Below are 14,570 nucleotides of genomic sequence, written 5' to 3' on the forward strand. Positions count from 1 at the left end.
TATGGAATTTATACAGATTCAGTGGGTGTTCTATTTATTTTTAGTTTTATTTGCGTTGCTAATTGGTTTCTTCTTGTATTTAGTGATAAAAAAAGCGCGTGTGAATTGTAAAAGAGAAGAAGTAGAAAACTATAAAGAAAGTATTCAAGAATCATTTATTCAATATATGTATCTACAAGATGAAAATTTGAAAATAACTCCCAAGAATGATGTACAGAGGACGGCCGTAGAAGAGCTGCTTTTAGCACTTGTTAAAGTTGTGAATGGAGAAGAAATTTTGCACTTTATTCAGCGATATGCTGAAAGAGAACTCAGCGCTTTGTATCGCAAGCAGTTGCGACATCGCCGTTGGAGCGTTCGAATGAATACGTTGTATGCAATTGAAGGGCTACACATGGTCAATCTCTTGGATGATGTACGAAAGGTAATGGAAAAAAAGCAAATAACAGTGGCAGAGGAAAGTCAAATCTTAAAAATATTAGTTCGGTTTCATGACCCTCACTATGAACAGTATTTGTTTAATGAGCATTATAAACGTTCTGAGTTTACGTATCGTTCCTTATTAAGCATGATGAATGATGAGCAATTTGAAAAATTTATTGTTCGATTTAATGAACATATGGAAGAAGTACAGCTGGCAACTATTGATATTATTGGTATTAATCGCAATCTTGAACAACTTCCTTTTCTAGAGAAGCAGCTTCATTCTACTTCTGATGAAACTCGCATTCGCTCGTTAAAAGCATTAAATCAACTTTCTTACGTTTCAGATACATCTCGCCTGCTTCGGCATATAAAATCAGATTTATGGGAAGAGCGAATGATGGCAGCGAAGCTATTAAGTAAAGCGCAAGGAGAAGAAGCCATTATGTGGTTAGAGGTGCTATTAAATGACCGTCATTTTCTGGTTCGATCCAACGCAGCTCGATCAATTACGCAGCTTCCGAATGGATATGAGCGACTGCGCAGAATTTCAAATACAACCACAGACCTCTTTGCGCGTGACATGGCAAATGAATGGTTAGAAAAAGGCGGTGAACTATATGCTCAATAGCATATGGCATTATTTATTATATTTTTTTGGTACGGCTGTATTTATCTATATGGGAGTTGTAATGCTTTTTTATTTTATTATGTTTTTAATTTCAGCGGTTCAGCTTCGAAGACAGTATCAGTTAAATGATGAAGAGCCGTATGAAGATTTACTTAACGTCAGCTACACGACACCGCTGTCTATTTTGGTTCCCGCATATAATGAAGAAAAAGGAATCATTGGGAGCGTTCGTTCATTACTAAGTATTGAATATCCAGAATACGAAGTAATCGTTATCAATGATGGCTCATCGGATGCTACAATGCAGCAATTAATTAAAGAATTTCAGCTAAAAAAAGTCAACCGAGTCATTCGACAACAGCTACAAACGAAAGAGATAAACGCACTTTATCAGTCAGAGCTTTATGAATATTTGTATGTGGTTGATAAAGAAAATGGTGGGAAATCAGACGCTTTAAATGCTGGGATTAACATTTCGCACTATCCGTATTTCTGTTCAATTGATGGGGACTCTGTACTAGAACGCGATGCATTCTTGAAAGTAATGAAGCCTATTATTGATTCAAATGGAGATGTTATTGCTTCTGGGGGAAGCGTGCGAATTGCTAACGGCTGCCAAATTGAAAACGGAGCGGTTGTATCAGTAGGCCTGGCACGTGAACCAATTGTTGTGATGCAGGTCATTGAATATTTACGAGCATTTTTAATGGGGAGAATTGGACTGAGTCGGCATAATTTACTGCTGATCGTTTCAGGGGCATTCGGCGTATTTTCAAAACGCTGGGTAATTGAAGCAGGAGGATATTCTAAAACGGTTGGTGAAGATATGGAGCTTGTTGTGCGCCTTCATCGCCTTTTAAAAGACCGGAAAGAAAAGAAGCAAATTGTGTATATTGCCGATCCTGTTTGTTGGACAGAAGCACCGGATGAAATGAAGTATTTAAGCAGACAGCGTAACCGCTGGCATCGTGGTCTTTTTGATAGTCTTTGGAAACATAAAAAGATGATGTTTAACCCTAAGTATGGAAGCATTGGGATGGTATCGATGCCTTATTTCTTTTTCATCGAATTATTAGGTCCTTTGATGGAATTATTTGGTTACTTATTTATTGTAATTTCCCTCATTGTAGGAGGAATTTACTTAGAATTTGCGTATTTGCTGTTTATGATGATGGTCATTTATGGCTCCCTGTATTCAATGGCTGCGGTCCTATTAGAAGAGTGGAGCTTGAGAAAGTTTCCAAAAGTGCAGGATATTTTCGTTTTATTTTTCTTTTCGCTAACAGAATCTTTTTGGTACCGACCATTAACAGTAATTTGGCGCTGTCACGGGTTCATTGATGTTTTACGTAAGAAAACAGGCTGGGGTGACATGCAAAGAAAGGGTGTGTCGCAATGAGGAAATGGCTGTGGACAGCAGGGATTACAGCGATTGTACTGCTAGCTGTTTCTCCATTTATTGCATGGGCATTAAAAGGAAAAACGGACTTTAACGTATTAATTATTGATAAAACAGTACCTGACTCAACGTACAGAGAGCACCAAGGACTTGTGTGGATGTTAAATCAGTCAAAGTTAGTCAAAGACGGGCAAGCTTATGATGCAAAGGAAGACTATGTAGGGTTTGTTCCAGGTGATAACGACAAGTATACAATTCGCTCTCTACCAAAGCAAAATGACTATGACATGATCTACCTAGCAGATGGATATGGAGTATATGAAGAGGATTTGAAGGGCGGCGTAAAAGAAGGTAACCGCTCCAAGCTTTTATACGGAGGAGTAACATCAGAGGATATTGCCTTTATCCGTACGTCTTTATACGATCACCACTCAACTCTTGTAGGAGAATTTAATTCTTTTGCGAGCCCAACACCAAAAGAGGTGCGAACAGAACTTTATGACCTTTATAACGTCACTTGGACAGGATGGATTGGACGCTATTTCGAAGACTTTAGCAGTAGTGAAGTTCCAAATTGGGCTAAACTAGCGTACCGAGAGCAGTTTGGAGAAGAATGGGCTCTTACAGGTAAAGGATTATTATTTGTAAATGAACAAAATGAACTAATTGTGATTACGGAAAAAGAATTAAAAGATAATCCAGTTTGGTTTCAGTATACCAAGAGCGGGCAGAAAGAACTTGGACTAAATGATGAAGCAGCATATCAGTACTGGTTCGACGTTATCCAAGCACAAGATGAAAGTGAAATTCAGGCAACGTATACGCTGAACTTGAAAGATTCAGCTAAACAAAAACTCTCAGAGCACAATATTCCAACAACGATTCCAGCGGTAACGTATCATAAGACAAGTAAGTATAATACGTATTATTTTGCAGGAGACTTCGCAGATGAAGGAGAAATACCTGCTTTTCATCAAGCATCTTTTTATCCAACATGGAAAAAATGGATTACATCTTTACGAAAAGATGATTCGACCGCTTTTTATTGGAATATCTATATTCCGTTAATGAAAGAGGTTGTCACTCAAAGTAAAGAAACAAAAGATCAAAAGCTTCCGATTGAGATTTATAGCGGCAAAAACTATCAATCTACTGGAAAAGCAGGAGACGATTACCTGCAAGTTTATAAAGATGGAAAATGGCAGGATATTCTAGTAAAGGGTGTTAATATGGGGATTGCGAACCCTGGACATTTTCCTGGTGAGACGGCTATTACAAAAGCAGAGTACATGAGATGGTTTAAACAAATAGGTGAAATGAATGCCAACGCTATTCGGGTATATACCATTCATCCCCCGGGTTTTTATGAAGCATTAGCTGAATACAATCAGCAAGCGAAGGATCCTCTTTATATTTTTCATGGTGTATGGATTAATGAAGAAGTATTTTATGAGTCACAAGACGCTTTTTCAAAAGAAAATACCGATGAGTTTGTAGATGAAATCAAGCGCGTAGTTGACTTAGTTCACGGCAATGCAACGTTACCAAAGCGTGCAGGGCATGCAAGCGGTACGTATAAAGCAGATGTTTCGCCATACGTACTTGGGTGGATGATTGGAGTTGAGTGGGACCCGGATGTTGCACTATCAACCAATGAGAAGCATCAAGGCATGAAGGATTTTAAAGGTAAATATATTTATACACAAGGAGCACAGCCTTTTGAGGTATGGCTTGCTGAAATGATGGAACAAACAATTGATTACGAACAGGAAAATTACAACTGGCAAAGGCCGATGAGCTTTACAAATTGGGTTACAACTGATTTACTGACGCATCCTTCTGAGCCTTCAGAAGACGAAGATAAAATAACGGTTAATCCAAATCTAATTCATGCGACGGATCAATTTGAGCCCGGGTTATTTGCTTCGTATCATATTTACCCTTATTATCCGGATTTTTTAAACTATGAATCTCGTTATGTGAATTATGTAGATCACCGTGGCAACAAAAATAATTATGCTGGTTATTTGCAGCATATGAAAGAAGTTCACAATATGCCGCTCCTTGTTGCTGAGTTTGGCATTCCAGCTTCCCGAGGATTAACGCACCGCAATCGATATGGATGGAATCAAGGGTTTCATTCAGAACAAGAACAAGGAGAAATGCTAACTCACTTATTTGAAGATATCGTGGAAGAACAAATGGCTGGAGGGCTTGTTTTTACATGGCAAGATGAGTGGTTTAAGCGAACATGGAATACAATGGAATATGATAATCCTGATCGTAGACCGTTTTGGAACAATATGCAAACTAACGAACAACATTTTGGCTTATTAAGTTTTGAACCAGGACGAGAGCAGAAGGTAATTATTGATGGGAAAGAGAATGATTGGAAGAAAGTAAAAGAAGAAAGTAGTTCTTCTACCTCGTTGCATGATTTTCAAGTAACAAGTGATGAAGGATACTTATACGTAAAAGGAAAGTCAGAAAATCTCAAAGATGAAAGCTTGTACGTGCTCTTCAATACAATCAATGAGCAAGGTCAGTCTAAAATAAAACAGCTGCCAAGTTTAAAAACAAAAGGCGTGGAATTTGTTGCTGAGCTTGATGGGAAAGAAAACAGTCATCTTTGGATTGATAGCTACTACGATACGTTTTACTTTTCTTATGCACACAAGCTGCAGATGATACCAACTGTACCGTATGCCAATCAAAAAGATAACGGTGTGTTCCATCCAATTCGATTAACGCTTAATAAAAAGCTTCAAATTAAGAATGACAGCGGAAAGGAAGAAACAATTCCGTTTGAATCATATGAAACAGGAAAGCTCAGGTTTGGTACTACAGATCCAAAAGATAAGAATTTTGATAGTTTAACAGACTATTATTTGAATCAAAAAACGGGCGTGTTTGAGCTTCGTATTCCATGGGCGTTATTAAACATGAAAGACCCTAGCTCTAGAGAAGCAATGGGAGATGTATGGAAAAAAGGTGAGCTATCAGAAAGTGTAACTTTGGATGGAATTGACCTAGCTGTTGTAGCAGTTGACCGTAAAACAAAAGCCATAAAGGATACAATTCCAGCTATGAAAGAAAACCGTTTAGAACCTAAAGACTTTTATCACTATACGTGGAAAACGTGGCAGGAGCCAACGCATCACGAGAGGTTGAAATCGTCTTATTATATTTTACAAGATACCTTTAAAAACCAGCGTTTAGGAGGAGAATAATGGCGAAAATTTTACTTGCTGAAGATGAAGCAGTGCTTCGTATGCTAATTGTAGATACGCTAGAAGACGAAGGGCATGAAGTAGTAGAAGCACAGGATGGTCAAGAAGCTGTTGAATATGCACAAAGAGAAGACTTTGATCTACTTATTGTGGATTATATGATGCCGGTGTTTACCGGCTTGGAGGTCATTCAAAAGCTAAAAGCAATCAACAGTGAGAAGTATAAAAACATTCTCGTATTGTCAGCCAAAAGTCAGCTCGCTGACCAGTCTAGGGTCATTGACGCAGGAGCGACGCATTTTATGTCAAAGCCGTTTAGTCCACTAGCTTTAGCGGAAAAGGTTGAGGATATTTTAAATGAAAACTAAATTAAAAGTGGGAAGAAAGAACATTTCTTCCCAGTTTATTTTATTGATAGTAGTGTTTTTCGTTATGTTTACAATCGGCTCTGTCATGCTAATTAACGATCAAAAAAATATTGCTGAAACGTTCGATGAAAAACGTCAAGAGTTAATGAAAAAAGAAAAGCTTGTTATTGCGATTAAAACGGATTTAAATAGTGCTTTTCTACAAGCACGAGGCTACATTGCGTTTGGTGAGCAAGACATGTATCAGCAAGCAATAAGTCGAAAAGAACCTTTACAGCAACATATTGATGAGTTATTCCTTTCAGCTGATGAAAAAGATCAAGTCATGATTCGTAACCTTGATTATTTTGTGAATAGTTATTTTACAGAGACGATGCCAAAGTTTAAAGACGTGTATGACAAACAGGGTATAGAGGGAATTAAAAAGAATCAAGATCGTAAAGAAGCGACAGCAGGTATTGAAAAAGTTCAAGAAGATTTAAATGAATACCAACAGCAGCTCTCCGATGAAATAAATATTGCCTATATGGTTGCTTCTAAAGATATAAATCAAAGCCAGTGGTTCTTTATTGGGCTATTGGGATTTAGCTTATTAGTGCTCATTGTATTAACAAGGATTCTATTAAAACAAGTTGGAAAGCCTCTTAACGAGCTTGCTTATGTGGCTAGCGAAATTGCCAATGGTAAAGATTTATCTTATGAGCTAGATGAAAAGCGTGAGGATGAAATTGGCGTACTATCCAAAGCTTTTTATAAAATGGTGGTGAGCTTGCAGGCGAACGAACAGGAATTACTCGCTCAGAATGAAGAACTGACTGCGCAACAAGACGAGTTGCATAGCCAGCAAGATGAACTCCAAAATGCGTTAGATAAAATGAAAGAACGAGAGCACGAATTAGAAGCGCGCAACAATTTCATAGATGAATTAACAAATTCCTTGAAAAAACAAGAGGTTCTAGATAACATTGTAAAAAATATGCGGAACGTAATGAAAGTTGACCACGGATTTATTGCCCTTTTAACCGAACAAGGGCATGCCTCAATTGGCTTATCAGAGCATGCTATGGCACAAGCATTAACTTATATGAATAGTTATGTAGCAATTCTTAAGGAAGAGCATCAGCCTGTTGTCATTAAGCGACAATGCGAACAGTCAGAGAAGCTTCATCATGAAAAGGAGCTCTACGTATATGATGTTGTTGTACCAGTTGTTTCATCAAAAGGTGAACTGATTGCTTGTATGTGCTATAGCCGATATGCGAACGATTTTTCAGAAAACGATTTAGATACATTCTCGGCTTTAAGTAAACAAGTAGCGCTTACGTTAGAGAAGATTAATATTTACGAAGAGTCTGAGCATGATCGTTTATTATCTCAGGATGTACTCAATTCCATTAAGGAAGGTATTCAGCTTGTGGATGCATCAGGTAAGGTTTTACAAGTGAATACAAATATTTGTGAAATCTTTGGGTCTCAGCATTCAAAAACAGTTCTTAATTCACCATTGGATGAATGGACGAAGCAGATTAGTGAGCGAGTGGATAATAGCGAAGAACTGCTAGCATTCATTAATGACACAATTGATATGTCTAAAAACCGTCAGTCAACTGTCATGTATCGAGTAAATATTGCAGGCTCAAATCGTGTAATTCAGGTGTACAGTGAATACGTTTATCGTAACCGTCAGCGCTTTGGTGTTTTATTTGTTCACCGAGATATTACCAAAGAGTTTGAAGTAGACCAAATGAAGTCTGAGTTTGTTAGTACAGTAAGTCATGAACTTCGAACACCGTTAGCGAGTGTATTAGGCTTTACAGAACTTATGTTAAATAAAACGCTTCGACCGGAAAGGCAAACGAAATATTTAAATACCATCTATCAAGAAGCTCAACGCTTAACAGCTTTAATTAATGACTTTCTTGATGTGCAAAAAATGGAATCTGGAACGCAAACGTATCATAAAAATTATGTGGATTTAGTTCCGATTTTAAAGCAAGTCGTAAACGTTCAGCAGATAAATGCGGGAAAGCATACATTTGATATCATAACAAGTAGTGAAAATCTTGTTGTTTTCGGTGATGAGGATAAGCTCATACAGCTATTTAACAACTTAATTCACAATGCTGTTAAGTATTCACCAGATGGTGGGAATGTACAAATAAAAGCACTTGCAGAGCATGATAAAGTGTATATTGCTATTAAAGATGAAGGAATTGGAATTCCAGAAGAAGCAATAAATAAGCTGTTTACAAAGTTTTATCGCGTTGATAATTCGGATATGAGAAAAATTGGTGGAACAGGATTAGGGCTTTCTATTGTAAAAGAAATCGTTAAATCGCATCAAGGTGAAATTAAAGTTGATTCAGAGTGGAAAAAAGGGAGCACATTCACGATTAGTTTGCCTTTAATGACAACTCATTCCGTTGAACAACTCGACCAAGAAAAAGAAGAAGGTAAGCGTAGCATCATCATTATTGAAGATGATAAAAGTCTAGCAAGTCTGCTGCAGGTAGAGCTAAAAGAAAGCGGTTTTTACGTTCGACATTTCGATCGAGGCGAAGCTGCAATAGAAGCGATACAAGCTAATCCGCCAGAAGCTATTGTATTAGATATTATGCTACACGAGCATGAGATGAACGGGTGGGATATTTTAAAGACGCTGAAAGACGATCCAAATACTGAGCATATTCCAATTTTTATTTCGTCAGCTCTCGATGAAAAAAATAAAGGTATGGAATTTGGAGCATATGCTTATTTAGTGAAACCGTATCAACCTAGCAAATTAACGAATACGATTTTACAAATGATTGTAGAAAAAAATGAAGGGAACGGGGAAATTTTAGTTCCACGATCAGACACAGAATAGCATAAAATAAAATGCTAGAGAAAGATGTGAAAAAAGAGTGGTGAAAGCCATTCTTTCTTTTAAAAAAACTTGAAAACGCTATCATAATGTGGTTTTATTAAACTATAGGCATAACAATGATGACCTTTGAACAACTTTTTCACCTCCTTATTTGATATAAGGAGGCTTTTTTTATAAATTAGTCATAACTGGCCGATAGTATATAAAAGGGGGACTTATATGGATATTGCTCATATTATCGCAGAAGAAAAAATCAAACAAGCGATTAACGATGGTGATTTTAATGATTTACCAGGAGCAGGAAAGCCGCTGCAGCTAGAAGACTTGAGTCATATTCCAGAAGAGCTGCGTCAAGCATATCGGATGATGAAAAATGCTGGTATGGTTTCAGATGAGAAGCAACTGAAAAAGGAAGTCCTTACGCTTGAACAGCTGGCAGCTGTTTGTAGCGGTGATGAAAAAGCTGAAGTAGAACAAAAGCTAACAGAAAAAAAAGTAATGCTACAGCAAATCATGAAGCAAAAAGGCATGATGTCTTCTCCTTCTTATCGTCAATATCAACAAAAGATTCATGCGAAATTTTTTGACTAACAAACGAGAGACAGCTAATATAGGGATACAATCTTTTAGAGAAATAATATGGTAAAGGCACGATCGGAGGCTAGCAGCTTGAGAATATTCATTTTGCTTCTTAGCATTATATTATTAGTAGCTTTTTGCTGGTATATCTTCTCGTCCCAAACAAAGCGGGCAAGTTCGTCGGGAGAAATACCTGTTTTGTTTATACATGGATATTTAGGAAGTCAAAATAGCTTAGGAACGATGATAAAACGATTTGAAGAAAACAACTGGGGACAAAAATCAGCATATTGTATCGTGAGAAGTGATGGAACAGTACAGTGGAAACAAAAAGGAAAGTTAGCGGGACAGTTACCTATGGTACACGTTGTCTTTAAAAAGGCAGATGCAAGTCTTGAAGAGCAGACGAAATGGGTTGGGCGTATTATCGATGACCTAAAGAAAATGTATCATATTTCCTCTGTTGATTTATTAGGTCATAGTATGGGTGGTTTAACCGCTACAGCCGTTAGCTTAGAAAGACCTAAAGATGTTCATAAGCTTGTAACACTTGGTTCCCCATTAAAAGGCTTAGACTATGGTGAACTAATGGAAATGTATCCACGTGCAAAGAATTACCAGGCGTCTGAAGGAGCTCGTGATTTAGTTTTTCATTCCGCTGCATTAAGAGACGTGCATGCTAGGAAAGAAGATTTTGCACAACATATTGATATATTTTCCGGAGCTGGAGATATTGGCGATGGTACGGATGGTGTTGTAACGATTGAAAGTGCATATGGACTTGACTCATTTACCGAACATATTCATTTTCAGACATTCCATGAGTCGCACTCAAATTTACATGAGAGCAAAGAAGTCGATGAAGCCGTTTATCAATTTTTAAAGAGAGATTAAAAGCATGTATATGACGACATATGCATGTTTTTTTGTTTATCTGAAAAAGCATAGTTGACATTGATAATCATTATCATATAAACTGATAATAATTATCAATTACTGATTGAAAATAATAAGCTTTTTGAACATAAGACAAACTTAAAGAGACTCAGTTGAAATGTATAAATAGAAAAGGAGAAAAATCAATGGATAAACATTTAGTGGTAATAAAGGCATTTAGTCATGAAGTAAGCTGTTGTTGTCCTGGAGAAAGTCATCAACACGTCATTACCTTCCACCAAGGAGATGTATGGACGCTTACAGATGAACGGAAATATATTGATTCGTTAGGCTGGCATTCGTTGATGGATGTCAATCGAGAGTTTCAATGTTTCATAAGTACTGAGGAGCTTCAAGATTTATATCTGAGCGGAGTCATCTGTTCAATATTAGATGTAGATCTTCAAATGAATCATTTGAACTTTAAGATTAACGAAGCACTTGATACACAAAACCGAGAATTATTCCATTCGATGGTTAGCAAGCGATTTAACTTACAAAAGATAAGAGATAAAGTGGATGCAATTTATGCACAAATTGTTTAAATGTAAGTAAGAGGAGTAAAGAAATGGCGAAAATTCTAATTGGATATGCAAGTATGTCGGGTAACACAGAAGAGATAGCAGTTCTTCTGAAAAATAAAGTTCAGAGTGCAGGACATGAGGTACATATGGAAGAGCTTGAATTATTAGATGTACAAAACCTATCAGCATACGATGGTATTCTACTTGGAGCTTATACGTGGGGTAACGGAGATTTACCTTATGAAGCAGAAGATTTTTATGACGATTTAGATGAAATGAATCTAACTGGTAAAAAGGCAGCTGCTTTTGGTTCAGGGGATCGCGTTTATCCAGAGTTCTGTGCGGCGGTAGACCTACTTGAAGAAAGATTGAAAAAGTGTGGAGCGGATATTGTTCAAGCCGGTTTAAAAGTTGAAATGGCTCCTGAGACGGAAGAAGATATTCTAGCATGTGAAGCATTTGCTGTTACCTTTTTAAATGAACTAAATATTAGCACTTATTAACAAAAGAGGCTGGAGCATAAGTAATTCAGTCAATGATAAACCTAAACGATTGAGAGTTCATCGCTTTTAATCATTTAGGTTTTTTGTTGATTGTGAAAACAATGTTGAAAACAAGGTGGAATGGAGCGTAGGACACTCGACTCCTGCGGGAAAGAGAGGGAAACCTGAGATCCCGCAGCCCAGCGAGGAAGCTCACGTTCCTCCCCGCGGAAAGCGAGTGGCTGTAGCGCAATGGAACGAACGTGTTCAGATAACGTAAAGAGGTGAGAAAAGGGATTGTTCGTCTTTTTGAAAATTTGTTTTGTTATGTCCCACTCTCTTTTGGTTTAATTGAATGAATAAAAATGGAGAAATCTTAGGTTTTAAAGAGATACACAGTGGAATAGTAGTGGTAACAATTCGTATGATAAAGGAGATGGAACCGTGTTTGGAATGGATGATATCCCTAAATTTTTGTTTTCGTTTTTACTCATTGTCCCAATTGTATCTCTTATTCATCAGTTAGGCCATTCGTTTATGGCTCTATTATTTGGAGGAGAGGTAAACTTTACAATTGGAAAAGGAAGAACGATCTTTCAATGGAAGAAGATTAAATTAAAATCCATTTATTTTTTAGATTCTGTTTGCGTTTATGAAAAATTACGATACGATAATCGTTTTTCTCATGCATGCGTATATGCGGGGGGAGCGTTGGCTAATTTAGCATCTATCTTTATTGTGAATAGTTTGATTGAATCTAGTTTTTTTACGGCAAACCTATTTTTTTATCAGTTTGTTTATTTTTCAGTTTACTATACGGTGTTTTCTTTATTACCCGTTAGGTTTTCAGAGAACGCTTCAAGTGACGGCCAAGCTATCTTTGATGTACTTCGCTATGGAAAAGCATCATGTAATCCTGATTGACGTAAACTTTTTATCTGAATGCCCCTCAAACTTTATTTATAATAAAGTTAAAAAGGGAGTGAGAGTATGCTGTACTTAATTCGTCACGGACAAACTGAATGGAATAAAAAGAGCCTTATTCAAGGGCAGCGCAATATAGGACTTGATGAGCAAGGTATGAAGCAAGCTCAGCAAGTTGCACAATTTTTGAAGAATGAAGGAATTGAAAAATTATATTCAAGCGATTTAACGCGAGCATACGATACGGCCGCAGCAATTGCAGCTGCATCGGGCATTAATGACATTGAAACATGCGAAAGGCTGAGAGAGCGCTCTTTTGGTCAGCTGGAAGGAAAGCCGGCTGCTTCATTAAGAGACTTAGTGCCCAATTATGATACGAACTGGGGAAGCGAAGCTTTATACAATATGGAATCACTAGAAGTCATTCAAGATCGACTCTTAAAACGACTAACAGAAATTATGAAAGAATCAAAAGGGAGAAAGGTAGTCGTTGTCAGCCACGGAGCCATCATCAATACCTTTATCCACTACGTAACAAACGGAGAGCACGGCACAGGAAAAACGGCCCTGCAAAACACGAGCATCACAACCTTTATCTATGAGGACCAAAAGTGGAAGCTTCAAACCTTAAACAACCACAGTCATCTTATTTAAAGAATCTTATGGCTATTTAGATGAATACTAAAAGAGGGTGGGACATAAGTAATTCAGCCAATGATAAACCTGAACGGTTGAGAGTTCAGGTTTTTTCGTTGATTGTGAAAACAATGTTGGAAACAGGGTGGAATGGAGCGTAGGGCACTCGACTCCTGCGGGAAAGAGAGAAAAACTGAGATCCCGCAGCGCAGCGAGGAAGCTCAGGTTCCTCCCCGCGGAAAGCGAGTGGCCGTAGCGCAATGTAATGAACTTGTACTTGGTTTATAAAAGTTTAATTTACTTTTTATGGTATTATGAATAAGAGGTTAGGTTTTAATTGTGAAAAAGGGAGAGGGAGTAATGATACAATCACTGATTTTTGATATGGATGGAACGTTGTTTCAAACGGATAAAATTTTAGAGATATCACTTGATGATACCTTTAATCATTTACGTTTACTAAATGAATGGGATGCTGAGACGCCTATTGATAAATATCGTAACATTATGGGGGTACCTTTGCCGAAAGTATGGGAAGCTTTATTACCTAATCATTCGAATGAAATAAGAATGCAAGCCGATGCTTATTTTTTGAATAGATTAATTGAGAATATCAAAAAGGGCAAAGGTGCTCTATATCCTAATGTAAAAGAGATTTTTAGTTATTTAAAAGAGAATGGTTGTTCCATTTACATAGCTAGTAATGGCTTAAAGGATTATTTAGAAGCCATTGTAAGTTATTATCGTTTGGATAATTGGATTACTGAAACATTTAGTATTGAACAAATAGAAACCTTAGACAAAAGTGATTTAGTTAAAAAAATTATAAAAAAATACGATATAAAACAAGCGGCAGTAGTCGGAGATCGTCTGTCCGATATCAACGCTGCCAAAAATAATCATTTGATTGCAGTAGGATGTAATTTCGATTTTGCACAAGAGCATGAACTAGCTCAGGCTGATATCGTAATAGATGATTTAATTGAACTGAAAACAATTGTACCTAAAATAAATAATAGCTTATTTATCTAATTATCCTAAAAAGTTAGGTTTTAAATGATGAAACAGATTGGCTGGTTTAAGTCTGGTAGTGTACCAAGCTTAAATCAGCCAATTTGTCTTTTACTCGCATATAATTAATAAAATGCTAGTGTTTTAGAATGCTTCGTGCGACAAATCTATGTGTAAAGAGTTAATGATAAGTGGCAATGATGCAAAGCAAAGAGTATTTTTAAATTGCATACAGAGTGTAACCTCATCAAAGGTTTTCCCTATAAAAAGCCCGTGATTGGAATGGAAGATGCGACACTCCAGCAGGACTAGCGAGTCAGTTGAGACCCCGCAGTTTACGAAGAGGCTCAACGCTCGCCCTGCGGAAAGGGAGCAATCTGAAATGGAAATCATGCTAAGTAAAGAATGGTTTCTAAATTACACTAAGCGGAGAGCCCATTCTTAATAACTAAATAAGAACTACTAGTCACCATAGAAATTTATATATATGCAATTGATTTTTATAAAAATACATAGTAGAATAAAACAGAAATATTATTCTATCAAAGCTTTATCAGAAGT

12 protein-coding genes are annotated in these 14,570 nt (G+C 37.1%); all 12 read left to right on the forward strand.

The window, feature by feature from the left end:
- The first annotated feature begins 1 nt into the window (after position 1).
- Positions 2-1,054, forward strand: coding sequence for a HEAT repeat domain-containing protein (locus LZP85_RS03365; RefSeq protein WP_226639641.1), 1,053 nt, complete (start codon positions 2-4; stop codon positions 1,052-1,054).
- Positions 1,044-2,453 carry a glycosyltransferase family 2 protein gene (locus tag LZP85_RS03370; protein ID WP_062686942.1) on the forward strand — a complete coding sequence of 470 codons (1,410 nt, stop codon included), beginning with the start codon at positions 1,044-1,046 and terminating at the stop codon, positions 2,451-2,453. Before LZP85_RS03365 ends, LZP85_RS03370 begins: the two co-directional genes overlap by 11 nt.
- The gene (locus LZP85_RS03375; RefSeq protein ID WP_206782268.1) at positions 2,450-5,683 is read left to right on the forward strand and encodes a hypothetical protein; all 3,234 of its coding nucleotides are present in this window, start codon (positions 2,450-2,452) and stop codon (positions 5,681-5,683) included. Before LZP85_RS03370 ends, LZP85_RS03375 begins: the two co-directional genes overlap by 4 nt.
- A complete protein-coding gene (locus LZP85_RS03380) occupies positions 5,683-6,051 on the forward strand; it encodes a response regulator transcription factor (RefSeq protein ID WP_206782267.1) in 369 nt (122 codons plus the stop codon). The genes LZP85_RS03375 and LZP85_RS03380 overlap by 1 nt, the downstream gene beginning before the upstream one ends.
- Positions 6,041-8,917 carry an ATP-binding protein gene (locus LZP85_RS03385; RefSeq protein WP_206782266.1) on the forward strand — a complete coding sequence of 959 codons (2,877 nt, stop codon included), beginning with the start codon at positions 6,041-6,043 and terminating at the stop codon, positions 8,915-8,917. Before LZP85_RS03380 ends, LZP85_RS03385 begins: the two co-directional genes overlap by 11 nt.
- A gap of 219 nt (positions 8,918-9,136) precedes the next feature.
- Positions 9,137-9,508, forward strand: a complete 372-nt coding sequence (locus LZP85_RS03390; protein ID WP_138117309.1) for a DnaJ family domain-containing protein — start codon at positions 9,137-9,139, stop codon at positions 9,506-9,508.
- A 48-nt stretch (positions 9,509-9,556) separates the two neighbouring features.
- On the forward strand, positions 9,557-10,390 hold the full coding sequence (locus LZP85_RS03395) for an alpha/beta fold hydrolase (RefSeq protein WP_226639638.1): 834 nt from the start codon (positions 9,557-9,559) through the stop codon (positions 10,388-10,390).
- Between the two features lie 188 nt (positions 10,391-10,578).
- On the forward strand, positions 10,579-10,977 hold the full coding sequence (locus LZP85_RS03400; protein WP_025910402.1) for a hypothetical protein: 399 nt from the start codon (positions 10,579-10,581) through the stop codon (positions 10,975-10,977).
- A 23-nt stretch (positions 10,978-11,000) separates the two neighbouring features.
- Positions 11,001-11,459 carry a flavodoxin gene (locus LZP85_RS03405; protein WP_076512569.1) on the forward strand — a complete coding sequence of 153 codons (459 nt, stop codon included), beginning with the start codon at positions 11,001-11,003 and terminating at the stop codon, positions 11,457-11,459.
- Positions 11,460-11,882: 423 nt separating this feature from the next.
- A complete protein-coding gene (locus LZP85_RS03410; protein WP_025910404.1) occupies positions 11,883-12,362 on the forward strand; it encodes a hypothetical protein in 480 nt (159 codons plus the stop codon).
- A gap of 66 nt (positions 12,363-12,428) precedes the next feature.
- Positions 12,429-13,016, forward strand: a complete 588-nt coding sequence (locus LZP85_RS03415) for a histidine phosphatase family protein (RefSeq protein WP_076512568.1) — start codon at positions 12,429-12,431, stop codon at positions 13,014-13,016.
- A gap of 342 nt (positions 13,017-13,358) precedes the next feature.
- On the forward strand, positions 13,359-14,030 hold the full coding sequence (locus tag LZP85_RS03420) for an HAD hydrolase-like protein (protein WP_119542687.1): 672 nt from the start codon (positions 13,359-13,361) through the stop codon (positions 14,028-14,030).
- The last annotated feature ends 540 nt before the right edge of the window (positions 14,031-14,570 follow it).

This window comes from Priestia flexa (assembly GCF_021441905.1).
In the GTDB taxonomy this organism is placed as follows: Bacteria; Bacillota; Bacilli; order Bacillales; family Bacillaceae_H; genus Priestia; species Priestia flexa.